Raw genomic sequence first — 17,712 nt, forward strand, 5'->3', positions numbered from 1 at the left:
CCGCAAAGCGAGCGAGCTTGGCACCCAGCAACCACGCGACCACCGTCCGACACGCCGCAATGGGGTGGCTGTTCTCCATCCCCTGTGTGATGGCGCATTCAATAGGACGACGACAGACATGAGAGGCGATCCGCATGACCACGCAGCCACCAGCCGGTTACGCCTACGGCTCCACTCCACCCAGTCCCGTCTCGAGGGATGAGCTGGCCACGCTGGAAGCGACCGTTCTGTTCACCGCCGACGACGTGCAGAACCTGCGCATGGCGGGAGAGGTGCTGGAGGACCAGGTTGAGGACATCCTGGACGTCTGGTACGGATTCGTGGCCTCGCATCCGCACCTCGTAGCCTATTTCGCCACCCCGGATGGGAGGGTCCTGGACGATTACCTGGCGCGAGTACGGCAGCGATTCGGCCAGTGGATCATGGACACCTGTCATCGTCCCCACGACGACGAGTGGCTGTCCTACGCGCACGAGATCGGGCTCCGCCACACACAGGGCAAGAAGAACCAAACCGACGGAGCCGCATCCGTACGCCATATCCCCCTGCGCTACATGGTGGCGTTCATCTACCCGATCACTGCCACGATCCGCCCGTTCCTGGCGAACAAGGGCCACGACGAAGGGACTGTGGAGCGCATGTACCAAGCCTGGTTCAAGTCGGTGACGCTGCAGACCGCGCTTTGGCTCCAGCCGTACGCCGCCGACAAGTGGTGATCGAACCGTCGTCCGCGCCAGGAGCCGTCACTCATACCCGGCAGCATCGAAAGGGCCCATCAGGAGGTTGTCGGCGCCCCCGACCCGGGAGAACGTAGAGAGAAAGGTTGTGGGTCAGGGGTCTGCCTCACTTTCCGGTGGGTGTTCTCGGCACGGCGGGGCTGCCACTCCCCCGCCGGACGGCGGGGCGCAGCAGGTCGGCTGCGCCCGGGGTTGGGGCAGTCCTGGACGAGCCGCAGGTACCGTGCCTGGCAGCAGGGTCGAGCGCCGGGGCGCACCGCTCGATGCTGTCGAGGTCTCAGGTCAGTGACGCCATCGATGCCCTTGGGGGCGCCGGCGAGCAGCCGTGACCTGTCCGCCGTTCCCAGCTCCGATCCCGACACGGCGCCATTTGCCCCTGCCGCAGCGGTTGCTGGCCCCCAGGGGCGGAGCACTGCGCGCGCCGCGTCGCCGCCCCATGGCGCGCAGCGTCCCCGTTCGATCGGCTGCCAGCCCCCTGCGCGCGACGAGACGCTCGTGTGGTGGGAAGGGACCGCAAGGACATCCTGCGAAGCCGACCAGGGCGCGATTCAGCAGGCCGGCTCCTATGCAGCCGTGTCCACTGCCGAGACAAGGACGGAACGTTCGTCCAGCTGCCCGCCGCGTTCGACGGGATCCCTTCGCGTAGCGCCCGGAGCGCCAGTGGTGAGCCTGGAGCGTCCCTGGAGCGTCCCTTGAGCGGCGCAGCACCCGGGCACCCGGCTGTGCAGTCCGTGTGGTGCGGCCCTCGAACTGGACCCCGCGCTCAAGGGCTGCGACAGCGGCTTCGGATGCGAGGATCAGGCCGTTTCTTACGGATCACCTCATGGGCCGGATCACGTGGCCGCGCCCGGCATCGCGTCTGCGGTTGACGCTAGGGTCAGCGGACTGCTGCCTCGATCCAAGGCTGAACCGCGTGCAGCGGAACCGGAGTTGAAGCGGCGACCATGGGCATGAACACGCATGGTGCGGGATGTGAACAGTGCCGACAGGAGGAACAATGAGGGGCTTACTCGCGGGGAGCGCCACCCTGGCCGCCACAGCCGCGGGGTGCGGTCTCGCTGCGCGCGCCGTGGCCACGGAGATCGAACGCCTGCCGGATCCCTTCCCCTACGAGCGGCTCTCGCGGGAACCCGAGGGTGAGGAGGTGTCCGTTGCTCGCCCTGACGGGACGGTGCTGCGCGCGATTGTCGCGGGGCAGGGCCCGCCGGTGGTACTCGCCCATGGGTACGGTGTGTCGCTGCTGGAGTGGAACCTCGTCGCTCAGGCCCTTCGGGCGCGGGGGCGCCGCGTCATCGTCTTCGACCAGCGCGGTCATGAAGGCTCCACGCTCGGCCAGGACGGTGCCGGCTCCCGGGCCATGGCCGGGGACTATGCGGCCGTTCTGGAGCACTTCGGCGTACAGGACGGAGTGCTGGTCGGCCACTCGATGGGCGGGTTCGTCGCGATCCGCGCGCTGCTCGACCATCCCCGTCTCGCTCCACGTCTTCGCGGACTGGTGCTGTTCGCGACCTGGGCGGGGCGGATCTACGACGGGGCGCCTCAGAACCGGCTGCAGATACCCCTGCTGGAGAGCGGCCTCCTCCAAAGGTGGGCACGTACCCGCACCGGCGGCGTGCTGTTCGGAGCCATTCAGTCGGGCAAACGGCCCTCACCGGCAATGATCGCTGTCTATCGGGAGGTGTTCCTCCGCCAGAACCATCGCCCGCTGCTGCCGATCCTGCGGGCCTTCGCCCGCGAGGACCGCTACCCGCGCCTGGGCGAGGTGAGGGTGCCGAGCATCGTGATGGTCGGCTCCGCCGACCGCTCCACCCCGCCGAGCCACTCCCGGCGCCTCGCCGCCGGAATTCCCGGCGCACGACTGATCACCGTGCCCGACGCCGGCCACATGCTCAACTGGGAAGGGTGCGACGCCCTGGTCGAGGCCGTCACGTCTTTCCCGCCTGCCTCACCCCCACCGACGCCCAGCCAGAGCTGAGCAACGCACGGCGGGCATCGTCAGTGGCTGCTGCCGCCATCCGGCAGTGCCCATCATCCGGGAGCACGTGCCAACGGGACGATGCCGACCATCACCGCGAGCGCTGAGCTGGACTCAACCAGCCGTTCATGCCCCCCGCACGTCTGACCGCTGCCCCGGTGCCACCGGAGCCCGTCACGGCGCGGGATCCGGCAGCGGCAGGAGGCGTTCGGCGATTCCCGCGCTCTGGACGGCCGCCAGCCGCTCCAGATCCAGCGGCCTGCCCTCGAACTCGCGCCGGGCGGCCTGGCGCAGCGCCCACACCCCCTTGGCCATCCCGTCGGCGGCCGGACGGTAGTCGGGCCAGGCCAGAGGCATTCCCTGCACCACGGCGTCGCGGACATCCAGGAGAGTGCGGAACGCGGCCTCACTCGCGAGCACCATCTCCGGGGATCCTGTGACCAGCAAACGTTCCCGCGCAGGGTAGAGGCCGGAGTCCCGCATCGCCTCAGCGACACAGGCGTCGCCGCCCCGGTCGCCGACGGAGATGGCGTGCAGGGCGTCGTTGGCCCGCACGGCCGCCAAGACGAAGCCGAGGTAGGCGTCGTGGCGCAACGTGGTGAGGACGGCGGCACGTTCCCGACGAGTCCTTATCGACTCCGCCAACAAGGTTGCGGCGAGTGCGATGACCGCTCCCAGTGTCACCGCCAGCAGTGAGATCATCTCCGACCTCTCCCTTCGAGAGAAGCGACAAGAGCCGTTGTCGTCACTCACACCTGCAGCAGCCGCACGGTTCCAGCACCCGCGCACAGTGGTCTCCTCCCATCGTGGCCGCGATGGTGGTGCCGGCCTCGAGGAGCTTGTCCTTGAGCTGGGTGGCGAACTGGCGCAGGCGGGGGAAGCTCACCGCAGACGGTTTTTCAGCCAGCCTGCACGCAGACCGGACCACGGCGCGTGACGCTCTCGGCACCCTCCTCTAGACTGACCCGCCGCTGGCGAACCACTGCATCACCTGTCCCCCTACCCCGCGGACATTGATGCCGCCCTGTTCCCGACGAGACAGCCCGTCGTCATTTCCGATGGCAGCCTGCAACAACGACCCCCAAGTGACCCACGGCCGGGGCCGAATTGGCGGCACCCGCGCCCCTGGCATGGAGCATCGGCCCCACACCTGCCCGGCCCGCTCCGACACCTGCCTCGTCGCCGAGACCGCGATCAGCTACCTGCTCGATGCCATGCCCCGGAACAGACCTCCCCGCCGCTGAGCCGCGGCTGGCAGCCCGGGCCCTTCCACCGCGCCTTGGAAGCCCTCGCCGTCCCATTGCCGACTGCCCCACTGAAGGAGAACGCAGTGTCTGAGCAGCCGATACTCGTCCTGGACCCCACCGGCTCCGACCACCATGCGGAGCACCAGGCCCTGCGCGCCCGCGGTCCGGCCACCCGCGTGGACATCCTCGGTGTGACCGCGTGGTCCGTCACCGATCCCTCTCTCCTCAAGGAACTCCTCACCAGCCCGCAGGTCTCCAAGGACGCCCGCGCCCACTGGCCGGCTTTCGCCGAGACCGTCTCCACCTGGCCCCTCGCCCTGTGGATCGCCGTGAACAACATGTTCACCGCCTACGGCGGAGACCACCGAAGGCTCCGCCGTATGGTCGCGCCGGCGTTCAGCGCCCGCCGCATCCAGGCCATGCGGCCCGCAGTCGAGAAGGTCATCACCGCACTCCTCGACGACCTCGACTCCAAGCCGGCCGGTGAAGCGGTCGACCTGCGCAAACACCTCGCCTACCCGTTGCCGATCGAGGTGATCGGCCAGCTCATGGGCGTCCCCGACGACCAGCGTGACGGCTTCCGCGCCGAAGTCGACGGCGTCTTCGACACCACCCTCACCACCGAACAGGCCACCGCGAACACAGCCGCCCTGTACGAGGCCCTCGACCAGCTGATCGCGGCCAAACGCGCCGAGCCCGGCGACGACATGACCTCCCTCCTCATCGCCTCCCGCGACAACGAAGGTGACGGCAGCGCCCTCACGGACAACGAGTTGCGTGACACGCTCCTGCTCATGATCTCCGCCGGATACGAGACCACCGTCAACGTGATCGACCAGGCGGTCACCGCCCTGCTGACCAACCCCGAGCAGCTCGCCCACCTCCAGTCCGGCCGCGCCGACTGGAACAGCGTCGTCGAGGAGACCCTGCGGCACGAGCCCGCGGTCAAGCACCTGCCCCTGCGCTACGCCCTCACGGACATCCACTTGCCGGACGGGCAGACGATCGCCCAGGGCGAAGCGATCCTCGCCTCCTATGCCGCCGCCAACCGCCACCCCGACTGGCACGGGGAATCCGCCGACTGCTTCGACCTGACCCGACCGACGAAGGAGCACCTGGCCTTCGGACACGGCGTGCACTTCTGCCTCGGCGCCCCGCTCGCCCGCCTCGAAGTCGCTACCGCCCTTCAGCAGCTCTTCGAGCGCTTTCCCGAGATCGAACTCGCCGTGCCCGCCGAGGAGCTGAAGCCACTGCCGTCCCTGATCAGCAACGGGCACCAGGCCCTGCCTGTACGCCTGCGACCGGCCGCCCGCTGATCCCCCAACTCATCAGGAAAGCCGTCATGACCGCCGCTGCCTCCCCCTCACACCACTCAGCCCGGCCGGGCGGCGCTGCCCCGGGCCTGGAAGTGGAGGCCGGTGGCTTCGCCGGAGCGAGCCGCCGCCCGCTCCGGCACGCCGAAACCTGCCGTCCAGATCGTCACTGCGCTCGACGGTCCGGGTGCCCTTCTTCACGTCGCCGGTCTCGTGGACCACGAGGACCGCCTCCGGGTCGTGCAGGTGCTCCACCACGTACTGGCGCACGTCATCGCGCACCCGGTCGGCATCCCACTTGGCCCGGCTGAGCAGGTGCTGCATGCCGTCAGGTCTGGCCTCCCCGGCCCACTCGGCGATCGTTCGGCAGTTCTTGCGTGGCTGGTCCGACAGCATCCCCCGTACCAAGTCCCGTACCCGACGCCGGGGTTCGACCCGAGCGAACTGGCCCCGCTATCCGGGCCATCAGGCCCTCGAACGCCTCCTGCCGGCGGGCAGGGTCTACTCCGGCGCCCCGGAAGCCCCGTCGCGGCCGCTGTCCACGACCGCAGCCGCAGCTTCGTGACTCGGTGCCACGAAGAACTTGATGATGATGCTCATCGAGGCATGGTGCCTGCTCGACCGACCCTGGTCCACCCGCCGTCAGCAACCGTGATCAAGATCTACAGCTGGAGTGTTGGGCGCGTGCGGTCAGCTCAGCCGGGCATCGGCGTACACGGTCATCGCATCGCGCTGGTAGACGGCGAGCCCGTCGGCGATCTTGTCGAAGTTGGCCCGCATCTGCGGGTCGTCGACATAGGCCTGGCCCACTCCCTTGTACGCGGCCGCGGTCGGGGTCCAGAACCGGCAGATGCCCTGATAGTTGGCGTGCACCTCGGCCTGTACCGCAGGGTCGGACACCGGCGTGCCGGCCACCATGAACTCCGCCATACGGATCATCTGCGCCGTCACCTCACGCTGCCAGCGCTCCGTGTCCTTTGAGGTCATCGCCTCGACGGCCGGCCGGGACTGCTCCCACGCCTGCGGCCACCGCTCCCGTACCTCGGCCTCGGCCTCGGAGGGCGCCTGGAACCCCTCGAACAGGTTCTCCGGCTTGTTGATCTTCTTCGTCATATGGCTTTTGCCCTCACCTTCTTCCAGTTCGGCGATGGTGCGGCCGACCGTACGGGCCAGCGTCTCCAGCCGGTCCCGTTCCGCGAGCAGCCGTTGGTGGTGCGCACGGAGCACGGCCACCTGGTCGAGCCGGCTGTCCAGGACCGCCTGGATCTCGCGCAGCCCCAGGTCCAGCTCCCGCATCAGCAGGATCTGCTGCAACCGCAGCAGATCGGCCTCCTCGTAGTAGCGGTGCCCGTTGCTCCCGATCCATGCCGGCGGCAGCAGACCGATCTCGTCGTAATGCCGCAGCGTCCGCGATGTCACCTTGGACATCCGCGCCACCTCCGCGATCGACCAGGCCATTGCCGGTGCCTCCCTCGCCGGGCCGGTCTCTCCGGCCACACACATGACCGTAGAAGTTGCCGCAACGGAAAGCGCAAGCCCGAAGCCCTGTGGGACACGCACCAGGGCCTGACCCGTCGGACAGGCCGAGGATCCGTCGTCAAAGTGTCAGGCCAACGCCATGACCGCGGGGGCGATGGCGGCCTGATCAAGAACCTGTTCCTGGGCCGTGCCGGCGGCCAAGTGGTGCGGAAGAGCGACACAATCAGGTGAAGAGGTCCAGGAACAGCCACACGGCGGCGAAGGCCCCGGCGACCCCGCTCATCAGGGATGCGAACAGGCCAGGTTCGCCGTAGCCCTGCAGACGGGCACGTCGGGGCTTGGCTGGGTCGTACCGGACGCGTATCCGCGCCGGGTAGTCGATCGGATACAGCCGGCCGACCTTGGATTCGACCCGGACCTCATCGCTGTCCTGAGGGGTGAAGGCGACCTCGGGACAGAAACGGGGGTCGCCGTCGCCGTCCGTGTCCTCCCGGACGTAGACGATCTCCGCCTCGATCCACTGCCCTTGTGTGAGGAGGCGGAAGTTGGTCCACGCCTTCACAAAGGCCCAACCCGAGAGCCCTGCCGACACCGGGATGAAAGGTGCCATGAGGATCTGGTCCACGTTCACGCGGGCAGGCTACAGCGCCCCTCGGAGGCGACAGGCCGTACCGTCACTGCCGCCGGGCGCATCGTCACGTGATTCGGGTGGTGGATCATGGCTGGTGATACGTCGTCATGAACTGTCTTATGCGGAGCGGAAGTTCGTCCGGCCAAACGCTGCCGGAGTCGTTGCGGGGCCGGAAGCGGCTGGAGGGCCGGACGATCCTCAACGGGATCGTGGGGAAGTTTCAGGCCGGGGCTGGCCTGGCGAGACGTACCCGCGCGGTACGGGCCGTGAGCCACGCTGCACACTCGTTTCCGCCGGGGGCAAGGACGGCACGTTCACTCGGATGCTCCAGGCCGCACGGGCGAGGGCGGATGCGGCCGACGACACCGACCGGCTGGTCTCGAGTGAAGCCGTCGAGCGCGACCATGGCGACCTGTCAGGCGGTCAGGCCGGTCAGCGAGAGGAATTCGGCCCGGGAGCGGGCGTCGTGGCGGAGTGTGCCGAGCAGGGTGGAGGTGAGGGTGCTGGAGCCGGTGGCTTGGACGCCGCGCAGGGTCATGCAGGTGTGTTCGGCTTCGATCACGACGCCGACGCCTTTGGGCTCCAGCTGAGTCTGCAGCCAGTCGGCGACCTGCTTGGTCAGGCGTTCTTGAACCTGAGGGCGGCAGGCGAAGTGTTCGACGACACGGGCGAGTTTGGACAGGCCGAGGATGCGGTGGCCGGGAAGGTAGCCGACATGGGCGGTGCCGACGACGGGCAGCATGTGGTGCTCGCACACCGATCGCACAGGGATGCTGCGTGCCAACACCAACTCGTCGTATCCCTCGTCGTTGGGGAAGGTCGTCAGGTCGAAGGGGCGCGGGCTGAACAGTTCGGCGTAGGCTCGGGCCATGCGGCCGGGAGTGTTGAGAAGGCTCTCGGTACCGGTGTCGATGCCGAGCGCATCAAGGAACTGGGCGGCGGCGCGTTCGGCTTCGGCCAGATCGATGCCGCCGGTGTCGTGGACGACGCGCAACGGGGTGACGGACGGCGTCGTGCTCTGGGGCGCGGGTATGGCGGCGAAGCCGGTGGAGATGCCGGTTTCATCCACTGCCGTGTACGGGGCCGGTGTGGTGAAGTCCATGACGTACTCCTCGTAGGTGGGCAAGGTCCTGCGGGCGGCAGGTGGTGGCAGTTCTCAGGGGCGCCGCGGCCTCGTGGGCGGTGATGGAGCAGGCTGCAGGCGGACGCAGCAGTGGCCAGGGCTGGGCTCCAGGCACGCCTGGAGCCCTTCTTCGTCGAGTCCTTCCAGCACGCCGCGCAGCAGATGGAGGTTCATGCCGCACACGGTCCGGGTGTGGTCGCGGGCGAGCGCGTGGAAGGGGCAGTTGCCCAGGACGATGGCGTCACCGTCGTAGCGGGGTTCGAACCCGTTGCCCTCCAGCAGGTCGAAGACACCCACCTGCTCCTGTCCGGCGAGCTGTCTGCCCAGCTCGTGTGCCTTTCGGTGCAGGACGATCCGCACCGGTTCACCCGTTGCCTCGGATTCCTCCAGGGCCTGGGCCAGGAGCCGCCCGGCCAGTTCGTAGTGCCGCTCGGGGAGGCTGACGGTGACCTGCTTGCTGGAGCGCTTGTACAGCTTGGCCGGCCGGCCGGCTCCCGGGCCGGTGCGTCCGCTGCGCCGCTCGTAGACGACGTCGAGGAGTGATTCCTCGGCCAAGCGGTCCAGGTGGAAGGCCGCGGTCGGCCGGGCAACGCCGAGGGCTTCGGCGGCTTCGTCGCGGCTGACCGGTCCCGGCTGGCGCACGACGTGGTCGTAGAGCCTCCTGCGGGTCGGCTCGTCGAGCGCGGCCACGGCGGAGACATCGGTGCTGGGTGCTTCTTTCGGGTCGTCCACGAACACCAGTGTAAAACACAAAACCATTGACTAAAGAAGGTTTGCGTACTTCTATTGCCAGTAAGAGTTGTCGATAGAAGGAGGGCGTCATGTCGTCCCCAACCAGCACCGCCACGTCCGTCACCCCGCGGCGGGCCGCGCTCACGGACCCCGGCTACCAGGCGTTCGTCATCCTCCGCACCGGCTTCACCCTGGCGCCGATCCTGTTCGGGCTGGACAAGTTCACGAACCTGCTCGTGGACTGGCCCGTCTACCTCGCCCCGTGGATCAACGACATCGTCCCGGGCAGCGCCCAGGCGGCCATGTACGCCGTCGGTGTCATCGAGATCGTGGCCGGCATCGTCGTCGCCCTGGTCCCGCGCTTCGGGGGCTGGCTGGTCGCCGGATGGCTCGCCGGCATCATCATCAGCCTGCTGACCATCCCCGGGCACTACGACATCGCGCTGCGCGACTTCGGCCTCCTGCTCGGCGCGGTGGCCCTGGCCCGGCTCGCCCAGCGCTACCACGGCAAGCAGCCGTCGCACTGACGGCAGCCAGCAGCCGCAGAAGGCGGCCCTGCGGGCGGGCCCCTCTATCGGCCCACCCGCATGGCTCGCCGTGGCAGCCGCGACAAGCCGCAGCCGCCGCCACGAATCTGCCCGGCATCGATCGCCGACGGGGTCGCCCGCCTCCTGGGCGGAGTTGTGTGCCGCCCGCACAGATGGCCCGGGAAGTACGTGGAGGCATCGCCCGAAAGGAGAAGGCCATGAGTGAGAACCTGGACCGGCTGGCCGCCGAAGGCGTAGCGGTCTGGCTGGATGATCTGAGCCGGGAGCGGCTCGCCGGTGGCCAGCTGGCCGGCCTGGTGGGTGAACAGCGGGTGGTGGGCATCACCAGCAACCCGACGATCTTTGCCAAGGCGATCCGCTCGGGTGCCCGCTACGACGGGCAGGTCGGTGATTTGGCCCGGCGCGGGGTGCGGGTCGAGGAAGCCGTCCGGCTGCTGACCGCGTTCGACGTGCGCTGGGCCTGCGACATCCTGCGCCCGGTGTACGAGGCCAGTGACGGGGTCGACGGACGAGTGTCGCTCGAGGTGGACCCGCGCGTCGCCCACGACACGGCGGCAACGGTCGCCGAGGCACGGGCCCTGTGGTGGCTGGTGGACCGGCCGAACCTGTTCGTGAAGATCCCAGCGACGCAGGAGAGCCTGGAGGCGATCAGCACCGCACTCGCCGAGGGCATCAGCATCAACGTGACTCTGATCTTCTCCCTGGACCGCTACGACCAGGTGCTCCGCGCCTTCGAGAACGGCATGGGCCGGGCACACGCGGAGGGACGTGACCTGGCGTCCATCGCATCGGTGGCTTCCTTCTTCGTCAGCCGAGTGGATACCGAGATCGACAGCCGACTGGACGAGATCGGCACGCCCGAAGCACAGGAGCTGCGCGGGCAGGCCGCGGTCGCCAACGCACGCCTGGCCTACCAGCGGTTCGAGCGGGCCCGGGCATCAGACCGATGGAGGGCCCTGGAGGCGGCCGGGATGCGTCCGCAACGCCCGCTGTGGGCCTCCACGGGGGTGAAGGACCCCGCCTACGCCGACACCCGCTACGTCGACGACCTGGTGGTGTCAGGCGTGGTCAACACCATGCCGGAGCAGACCCTGCGCGCGGTCGCGGACCACGGCCGCATCCAGGGGGACACCGTCCATGGCACATATGCGCAGGCCCAGCAGGTACTGAATGACCTGGAGGCGCTCGGCGTGTCCTATGACGACGTGGTGCGTGTCCTGGAGGATGAGGGCACAGCCACGTTCACGGCCGCGGCCAACGCACTGTTCGAGCAACTGGACACCGAACTGCACACCAAGCGCGCCGCTGCCTGATGCGGTCGAGCCGCCGACCCGGCGCCCCCGCCCCGTGCGACCACCGATCGGCAGACACACCGGGAAGCACCTCAATTGCCCGCAGCGCAGCGCCAATGGCGACGGGCCAGCCACATGCGGCGCTGACCGGGCCAGCTCGCCGAGCGGACCGCGATCGGTCCGCCGGCGGAGCCAACGCAGCAAAGGAGAGGACATGGCCGCGAACTCGTCATTCGTGATCATCGGAGCCGGCCTGGCTGGTGCCAAGGCAGCACAGACCCTCCGAGAAGAGGGCTTCGACGGCCCTATCGCGCTGCTCGGAGAAGAGAGCGAGCGCCCTTACGAGCGGCCGCCGCTGTCCAAGGGCTATCTGCTCGACAAGGACGAGCGGGAGACGGTCTACGTCCACCCTTCCCAGTGGTACGCCGAACACGACGTCGACCTGCGCCTGGGCGCCACCGTCACCGCGATCGACCCGGCAGGACACGAGGTGGCGCTCGCTGACGGCAGCCGGCTCGACTACGCGAAGCTGCTGCTGACCACCGGCTCGTCACCGCGCCGCCTGCCCGTACCCGGAGCCGACCTCGACGGGGTCCACTACCTGCGCCGCCTCTCCGACAGCGACCGCATCAAGGAAGCCTTTCGGTCCGCATCCCGCATCGCGGTGATCGGCGCCGGCTGGATCGGTCTGGAGACCGCGGCCGCCGCCCGTACAGCCGGCGTGGAGGTGACGGTCCTGGAGACGGCGCGACTGCCCCTGCTGCGCGTGCTGGGGCGTGAAGTGGCGCAGATCTTCGCCGACCTGCACACGGATCACGGGGTCGATCTTCGCTGCGGTGTGAAGGTAGCCGAGATCACCGGCATCGGCGGGCACGTGAACGGAGTGCTGCTGGCCGACGGCAGCCGCGTCCACGCCGACGCCGTCATCGTCGGGGTCGGCATCACCCCCAACACCCAGCTCGCCACCGCCGCCGGCCTCGACATCGACAACGGCATCCGCGTCGACGCCCACCTGCGCACCTCCCACCCGGACATCCACGCCGCCGGCGACGTCGCAAACGCCTTCCACCCACTGCTCGGCAAGCCCATCCGCGTCGAGCACTGGGCCAACGCCCTCAACCAGCCGCACGTCGCGGCCAAGGCGATGCTGGGTCAGGACGTCACATACGACCGCATGCCCTACTTCTTCACCGACCAGTACGACCTGGGCATGGAGTACACCGGCTACGTCGAACCCGACGGTTACGACCAGGTCGTCTTCCGGGGCCGGACAGACACCCGCGAATTCATCGCGTTCTGGCTCGCCGAGGGCCGGGTACTGGCCGGCATGAACGTGAACGTCTGGGACGTCAACGAGTCGATTCAACACCTGGTCCGCACGAGGATCCAAGTCGACCGGGACAAGCTCAGCGACCCCCATGTGCCACTGAACGAAGTCGCCGGGTAACGTGCCGCCACCCTGGTGTGGTCATCAGCTCCCCTGCCACGTCCTCCAAAGGCATCGGCGAACCGGCGCCTGGCCGCTGGGCATCACGCAGCTTGACCACAGCCAGCCGGTGAATGTGTTGTGCCGGCTGAGGGACTCGACAGCCGAGCAGCACATCCACCGCCGGATACGGACGGAGATGCGGGCACCACCGGGCGGCCACAAGACCCGAAGCGGCCCAGCGCCCATCGGGTCCTGCCGCTCGGACCAGCTGCTGGGTGAGGCAGCCACGACCGCACGTCCAACCGCTGCGCAGACGGCTCACCACCCGCCTGTGGGCCGTGACGCCCCGCCCTCGGGCCATGGGCCCGTGCGGACCAGGCGGGTAATGAGCCCACGCGGGAAAGTTGTGTCATGGGAAGCATCAGCGGTTGGGCGGAAACAGGAACCGCCCCGGACCCGTCGGCCAGGTGCTTGCGCCTGGCCGGTTACGCTCCGCTGCGGGAGTACGCGGTGATCGGTGACGGCCGCACAGCCGCTCTGGTCGCCCGGGACGGGGCGGTGGACTGGCTGTGCCTGCCCGACCTGGACTCGCCCGCGGTGTTCGGCGCCGTACTGGACGCCGTCCGCGGCGGCCGGTTCACGCTCGCACCATCTGTGCCCTACCGGACCGAGCGCCGCTACGTCCCAGGCACCAACGTCCTGGAGACGACCTTCGTCACCGCCGACGGCACGGCGCGGGTCACCGACGCACTCACCCTCCACGACGACACGACGCTCACCCCGATGCGCGAGCTGCTGCGACGCGTGGACGGCCTGTCCGGGTCCGTGCCCTTGGCCTGGAGCGTGGAGCCCCGCTTCGGCCACGGCACCCGGCTCGCCCGACGCTCCGATGTCCCCGTGGCAACAGCCGGACGTGATGCACTCGCGGTCTGTGCCTGGGAGGCAGGCGAGCCCATGTGCGACGGGGACGCCGTCAGCGGCCGCTTCGAGCTCGTTGGAGGCCAACGAGCACTGCTTGCGATGCCCTTCGCCCATCAGGAGCCTCTCGTCCTGCCCGCCCGCTCCGAGTGCGAGGCGCGCCTGGAGGCAACGTGTACGGCGTGGCAGAGCTGGGCGCAAGACCGCCTGTACACCGGGCGGTGGCAGCAGGCGGTGATGCGCAGCCTGCTGGTGCTGAAGCTGCTGGTCTACGCCCCTTCCGGTGCGGTGGCGGCGGCAGTGACGAGCTCGCTGCCGGAGGAGATCGGCGGCGAGCGCAACTGGGACTACCGCTTCTCCTGGGTGCGCGACTCCGCCTTCACTCTGGCCGCCTTCCTGCGGCTCGGCTGCCCGGCGGAGGCACACGCCTACTTCTGGTGGCTGATGCACGCCTCCCAGCTCACGCACCCGGCCCTGAACGTGCTGTACCGGCTGGACGGCGGCCACCACACCCCGGAGAAGACCCTGCCCTGGGAGGGCTACCGCGGCTCGAGGCCCGTCCGTGTCGGCAATGCCGCCGTGGGCCAGGTCCAGCTGGACACCTACGGCGAGCTGATGCAAACCGCCTGGCTCTACGCGCAGGCCATGGGAGGGTTGGATGCGGACGTCGCACGCCGCTTGGCGGAGCTCGCCGACCTCGTCTGCACCACCTGGCAGCAACCGGACGCGGGCCTCTGGGAGGTCCGCAGCACGCCCCGGCACTTCACCCAGTCGAAAATGATGTGCTGGGTGGCACTCCACCGCGCCGCCGACTTCGCCGAACGCGGCCTGATCCCCGACCGGCACGTGCCCCGCTGGCACAGCGCACGCGACGCGATCGCCGCGTTCATCGAGACCCGCTGCTTCTCACACCGCCGCAACAGCTACGTGCGCGCCGCCGACGGCGACGACCTGGACGCTGCCGTTCTGCTGGGCCACCTGTACGGATACGGTGGTGGCGACCATCACCGCATGCGGGCCACGATCAGCACCCTGGCCCGCCAGTTGGGGCACGGGCCCTACGTCGACCGGTACTCGGGGGAAGACGGCCTCACGGGCGGCGAAGGCGCCTTCCTCGCCTGCTCCTTCTGGCTCGCCGAAGCCCTCGCCCGCACCGGCCGCCTCCCGCAGGCCATCGACCTCATGGACGAGCTGGTCGGCCTCGCCAACGACGTCGGTCTTTACAGCGAGGAAATCGACCCCGCCACTGGCGACTTCCTGGGAAACCTGCCCCAGGGACTCAGCCACCTGGCGCTGATCAGTGCCGCCTGCGCCATCACCGCCGCAAGCGAGGACGCGGCACGGTGAACGCGTGGGGAACCGCCGCAGGCGCCTTCGTCGGCACCCTCGCGCTGACGACCGTGCTGCGGGCGGCCAGCGAACTGCGCTTGACCCGCATGGATCTGCCGTTCCTGCTCGGTACGGCCGTGACCGTCAACCGCACCCGCGCCAAGGCCATCGGCTACCTGATGCACTTCCTCAACGGCCAGATCTTCGCGTTCGTCTACTTCGCCGTCTTCGTGGCCATCGACCAGACAGGCTGGTGGCTGGGTGCCCTGTTCGGGCTCGCCCACGGCCTGTTCGCCGGCACCGCACTGGTCAACATCCTGCTGCCCCTCGTCCACCCGCGCATGGGCAGCCCGCTGACCAGCGCCCCACAGACAGCGCTGCTGGAACCGCCCGGATTTCTGATGCTCAACTACGGACCGAGTACGCCCCTGGTCACCGTCTGCGCCCACATCGGCTACGGCGCGATCGTCGGAGGCTTCACCGCACTCGACGCCTGACGCACGATGAAGCGGGTGGGTCTCGTGACTTCGCCCCCAGGGGGGCGAATGGGACTGGTGGTGCTCACCACACTGCTGCAGCCATGTGAGACAAGCACCGGCCCAGGCACGCCCCCTTTGGGGCATTCCTGGACGCCGCTGCGCTCACCAAGCCAAGCAATGGGCAGCTCACAGACTCCGACTCTGCTCCTCTTCAAGAGAGCCGCGACAATGGCCCAGGCACATTCAGGGGATGGTGAACCTCAATACGGCACCGCCCTCGTTCCGCGCCACCACGGTCACCTTCAGAACGTCGCCGAACTGGGCCGTACCGCTCTGACCGCCGAGCTGCACCACAGTGCTCGGCGTCTTGAAGGTGATGGATTCCTTCATCACGGCGACGTTCACCGCCAGCCCGTTCGCCGTGATTCTCACCGGCGAGGTCACAAGGACCTCGCACTCGCCGTCCGAACAGGCGTCGGTGTTCCTGCCGTCCGCAGCCTTGGGCAACGGGCCGGAGGGGTCGGGCACGGGCGAGACCGTCTCCTCGGCGGGCTGCCGGCCAGGAGCGCACTGCTCCGCGCGCTTGTACGCGGCCGCGAGCCGGGGATCCTTCTTCGTCAGCGCGGGCAGGTCCGGCTTGGGCGGGGTGAGGGACTGGACGAGCTTGTCGACATGCGCGGCAGTGCCCTCGGCATCGTCGAAGGCTGCACTCGGGGACACCCTGTCGAGTTCGCGTACGACGCGCTCCAGCTTCTCCAGCCAGGCGTCGAGCAGCCGGTCGGCCGCGGGAACACCCGACGGGTCCAGGTCCTTCAGGTCGCGTTCCACCTCCTCCACCGCCGGCGGTGTCCGGGACAGGTAGCTGAAGGTCAGGTGCTCGGCGGACGGACCGGCCTCGTCCGGGTTCCGGATCTCCTTCAGCTCCGCCGCACTGTCCGCCCGAAGGGCCTTGAGCGCGGTCGTCGACTCGCACATGCCACCGACCCACGCCACCAGTGCCTTGGAGGGCGCCCGTGTCGGCGTCGGCGCGACCGACCCCTGGTCCGGCTCGCCGGCCTTCTCCTGTGTCCCGCCACCGCAGCCGCCGACGGCCAGGACCAGCCCGGCAGCCGCCACGGTGACGCTCCTGTTCTTGAACATCCAACGACCTCTCTGCGTGCTGTGACTCCGTCGTCCGGGCTGGAGGCCGGCACCATAGGCCCAGTTCAGCGCGGTACGGATGGTTCAGCCACCCGGTCCGCAGGCGTGGTCGTCGGCCGTGTCACCTCGCTGCCGGGGCTCGCGTCCGTCGTCGTGACCGTCGTTCGGTACCTACGGGCGGCGAATGGGCGGCAATGTCCGTGCTCGCCGCGCTCGGCCTGTTCTTCGTTTCCTCGAGGATCGATCCGGAAGGGTGATGCCGGGGGCCGGAACGCGACGCGGTGACGCGAATAACCGGTTGCGCCGCTCTTTAGGCTGCGAGGGTGACTCAGATCGATCTCATACGCTGGCAGAAGATCCACGCTGCCGACTGCGCCGTTCCTTCCGATCGGCCGCTCGAGGCCCTGGTGGAGGAACTCGCAGCAGCCTTGCGCGACCCCGACCCGCAGATACGGGACGGGGTCCCGTACGTGGTGTTGCGGACGTGGATCCAGCGGAGGGTGATCGACGGGCGCCTCGGGGCACGGCTCGGTGCGGTGATGGCGGAGCGGTTCGGCGATCCCGACATACAGGCCCGGACCTTCGCGCCGCTCGTCCTCGACATGCTGGTCGGCCGCGGGGACTACGACCCGGCGTGGCTGGCCGCCTTCTCCCGCTGGTTTCCGGCCGAGCAGGACCTGCGCGGTCACGATCCGGAGCTGGGCTGGCTGCACGCCGTCGCTCACGGCGCCGACCTGCTGGGCAGCTTCGGCACCCACGCGGCCGTGCGGCCCGCGGACATGATCTCCCTGGCGACGGAACGCCTCCTGGCCAGGAACGAGTACGTCTTCGCGCAACAGGAGGACGACCGCCTTGCGCAGGCGATGGCGCTCGTCCTGACCCGCCCCGAAGTCGACGAGCATCAGGCCCTCGCGTGGCTGTACACCGTCGAGGACGACTTCGAAGCCCTCCCCTCCGGCCCGCTGCCCGCGTACGCCGCCAACTGCCTGCGGACGTTGCGCACGCTCTATCTCCTGGCCGACCTCGGCGTCCGGCGGTCACGCGACGCGGCACCGGTGGTGCTCCCGCACCGCGACGCTCTCAAGCGGCGTCTGGCCGAGGTGATGGCCCCGGTGTTCCAGCACGCTTGAGCCACCGGCCGCCACGTCGGCCGACGTCGGTCGGCACTGCGCGACGCGGCAGGTTCCGGTGGTCCGTGCGACATGTGACCGGACGACGAGCGGCGACACGCGTGTGTCGTGGAGATCCCGTCCTGTGACACGGTGGAGCCCTGAAACGACGCCGTGCGAGTGCGTGGCGGCCGGCCGGGCTCCACGTGTGGTGCCCCGGAAGGCCCGTCC

The 17,712-nt window shown here is 69.1% G+C and carries 16 protein-coding genes and 1 pseudogene; 9 read left to right on the forward strand and 8 right to left on the reverse strand.

All coding sequences use genetic code 11. The features are described from left to right. The first annotated feature begins 134 nt into the window (after positions 1–134). Both AB0K02_RS14790 and AB0K02_RS14795 read left to right on the forward strand, forming a co-directional pair. On the forward strand, positions 135–716 hold the full coding sequence (locus tag AB0K02_RS14790) for a protoglobin domain-containing protein (protein WP_365992804.1): 582 nt from the start codon (positions 135–137) through the stop codon (positions 714–716). 1,018 nt (positions 717–1,734) lie between these two features. Then, a complete protein-coding gene (locus AB0K02_RS14795; protein ID WP_365992805.1) occupies positions 1,735–2,712 on the forward strand; it encodes an alpha/beta fold hydrolase in 978 nt (325 codons plus the stop codon). A gap of 174 nt (positions 2,713–2,886) precedes the next feature. Here AB0K02_RS14795 and AB0K02_RS14800 read toward each other — a convergent pair whose 3' ends face one another. Further along, positions 2,887–3,414, reverse strand: a complete 528-nt coding sequence (locus tag AB0K02_RS14800; RefSeq protein ID WP_365992806.1) for a hypothetical protein — start codon at positions 3,412–3,414, stop codon at positions 2,887–2,889. Positions 3,415–3,457: 43 nt separating this feature from the next. Beyond that, complete coding sequence (locus AB0K02_RS14805) at positions 3,458–3,598, reverse strand: hypothetical protein (RefSeq protein WP_365992807.1); 141 nt, start codon at positions 3,596–3,598, stop codon at positions 3,458–3,460. A 444-nt stretch (positions 3,599–4,042) separates the two neighbouring features. Here AB0K02_RS14805 and AB0K02_RS14810 point away from each other — a divergent pair, with 444 nt between their 5' ends. Then, the gene (locus tag AB0K02_RS14810) at positions 4,043–5,275 is read left to right on the forward strand and encodes a cytochrome P450 (protein ID WP_365992808.1); all 1,233 of its coding nucleotides are present in this window, start codon (positions 4,043–4,045) and stop codon (positions 5,273–5,275) included. Between the two features lie 174 nt (positions 5,276–5,449). Here the strand turns inward: AB0K02_RS14810 and AB0K02_RS14815 are convergent. From AB0K02_RS14815 to AB0K02_RS14835, 5 genes and pseudogenes are all read right to left on the reverse strand, one after another. Then, positions 5,450–5,680: pseudogene (locus AB0K02_RS14815) on the reverse strand (transposase); the annotation flags it as partial. A gap of 282 nt (positions 5,681–5,962) precedes the next feature. Beyond that, on the reverse strand, positions 5,963–6,730 hold the full coding sequence (locus tag AB0K02_RS14820; RefSeq protein WP_365992809.1) for a MerR family transcriptional regulator: 768 nt from the start codon (positions 6,728–6,730) through the stop codon (positions 5,963–5,965). 244 nt (positions 6,731–6,974) lie between these two features. Continuing rightward, a complete protein-coding gene (locus AB0K02_RS14825; protein WP_365992810.1) occupies positions 6,975–7,382 on the reverse strand; it encodes a DUF3592 domain-containing protein in 408 nt (135 codons plus the stop codon). A gap of 415 nt (positions 7,383–7,797) precedes the next feature. Further along, entirely contained in the window at positions 7,798–8,484 is a 687-nt protein-coding gene (gene folE / locus AB0K02_RS14830) for a GTP cyclohydrolase I FolE (protein ID WP_365992811.1), read from the reverse strand. 54 nt (positions 8,485–8,538) lie between these two features. Next, positions 8,539–9,243 (reverse strand): helix-turn-helix domain-containing protein, encoded by a 705-nt coding sequence (locus AB0K02_RS14835; protein ID WP_365992812.1) that lies wholly within the window; start codon positions 9,241–9,243, stop codon positions 8,539–8,541. An 83-nt stretch (positions 9,244–9,326) separates the two neighbouring features. On the opposite strand from AB0K02_RS14835, the gene AB0K02_RS14840 reads away from it, so the two are divergent. From AB0K02_RS14840 to AB0K02_RS14860, 5 genes are all read left to right on the forward strand, one after another. Continuing rightward, a complete protein-coding gene (locus AB0K02_RS14840; protein WP_365992813.1) occupies positions 9,327–9,764 on the forward strand; it encodes a hypothetical protein in 438 nt (145 codons plus the stop codon). A gap of 218 nt (positions 9,765–9,982) precedes the next feature. After that, a complete protein-coding gene (tal, locus tag AB0K02_RS14845; RefSeq protein ID WP_365992814.1) occupies positions 9,983–11,098 on the forward strand; it encodes a transaldolase in 1,116 nt (371 codons plus the stop codon). Positions 11,099–11,291: 193 nt separating this feature from the next. Further along, a complete protein-coding gene (locus AB0K02_RS14850; protein WP_365992815.1) occupies positions 11,292–12,524 on the forward strand; it encodes an FAD-dependent oxidoreductase in 1,233 nt (410 codons plus the stop codon). Between the two features lie 393 nt (positions 12,525–12,917). Next, entirely contained in the window at positions 12,918–14,771 is a 1,854-nt protein-coding gene (locus tag AB0K02_RS14855; RefSeq protein WP_365992816.1) for a glycoside hydrolase family 15 protein, read from the forward strand. After that, positions 14,768–15,250: a hypothetical protein gene (locus AB0K02_RS14860; protein ID WP_365992817.1), complete on the forward strand. Its 483-nt coding sequence runs from the start codon at positions 14,768–14,770 to the stop codon at positions 15,248–15,250. The genes AB0K02_RS14855 and AB0K02_RS14860 overlap by 4 nt, the downstream gene beginning before the upstream one ends. A 225-nt stretch (positions 15,251–15,475) precedes the next feature. Here the strand turns inward: AB0K02_RS14860 and AB0K02_RS14865 are convergent, their stop codons facing one another. Further along, on the reverse strand, positions 15,476–16,372 hold the full coding sequence (locus tag AB0K02_RS14865) for a hypothetical protein (protein WP_365992818.1): 897 nt from the start codon (positions 16,370–16,372) through the stop codon (positions 15,476–15,478). A 323-nt stretch (positions 16,373–16,695) separates the two neighbouring features. Between AB0K02_RS14865 and AB0K02_RS14870 the strand changes: the two genes are divergently transcribed. Further along, positions 16,696–17,502: a DUF2785 domain-containing protein gene (locus AB0K02_RS14870; protein ID WP_365992819.1), complete on the forward strand. Its 807-nt coding sequence runs from the start codon at positions 16,696–16,698 to the stop codon at positions 17,500–17,502. The last annotated feature ends 210 nt before the right edge of the window (positions 17,503–17,712 follow it).

The organism is Streptomyces sp. NPDC049597 (assembly GCF_040675505.1).
Taxonomy (GTDB): Bacteria; Actinomycetota; Actinomycetes; order Streptomycetales; family Streptomycetaceae; genus Streptomyces.

Bases quoted from the DNA above. Each gene is read 5' to 3' on its own strand.
- AB0K02_RS14795 (WP_365992805.1), top strand. From the start codon at position 1,735: ATGAGGGGCTTACTCGCGGGGAGCGCCACCCTGGCCGCCACAGCCGCG.
- AB0K02_RS14800 (WP_365992806.1), bottom strand. From the start codon at position 3,414: ATGATCTCACTGCTGGCGGTGACACTGGGAGCGGTCATCGCACTCGCC.
- AB0K02_RS14865 (WP_365992818.1), bottom strand. From the start codon at position 16,372: ATGTTCAAGAACAGGAGCGTCACCGTGGCGGCTGCCGGGCTGGTCCTG.
- AB0K02_RS14790 (WP_365992804.1), top strand. From the start codon at position 135: ATGACCACGCAGCCACCAGCCGGTTACGCCTACGGCTCCACTCCACCC.
- AB0K02_RS14840 (WP_365992813.1), top strand. From the start codon at position 9,327: ATGTCGTCCCCAACCAGCACCGCCACGTCCGTCACCCCGCGGCGGGCC.
- tal (WP_365992814.1), top strand. From the start codon at position 9,983: ATGAGTGAGAACCTGGACCGGCTGGCCGCCGAAGGCGTAGCGGTCTGG.
- AB0K02_RS14855 (WP_365992816.1), top strand. From the start codon at position 12,918: ATGGGAAGCATCAGCGGTTGGGCGGAAACAGGAACCGCCCCGGACCCG.
- AB0K02_RS14850 (WP_365992815.1), top strand. From the start codon at position 11,292: ATGGCCGCGAACTCGTCATTCGTGATCATCGGAGCCGGCCTGGCTGGT.
- folE (WP_365992811.1), bottom strand. From the start codon at position 8,484: ATGGACTTCACCACACCGGCCCCGTACACGGCAGTGGATGAAACCGGC.
- AB0K02_RS14820 (WP_365992809.1), bottom strand. From the start codon at position 6,730: ATGGCCTGGTCGATCGCGGAGGTGGCGCGGATGTCCAAGGTGACATCG.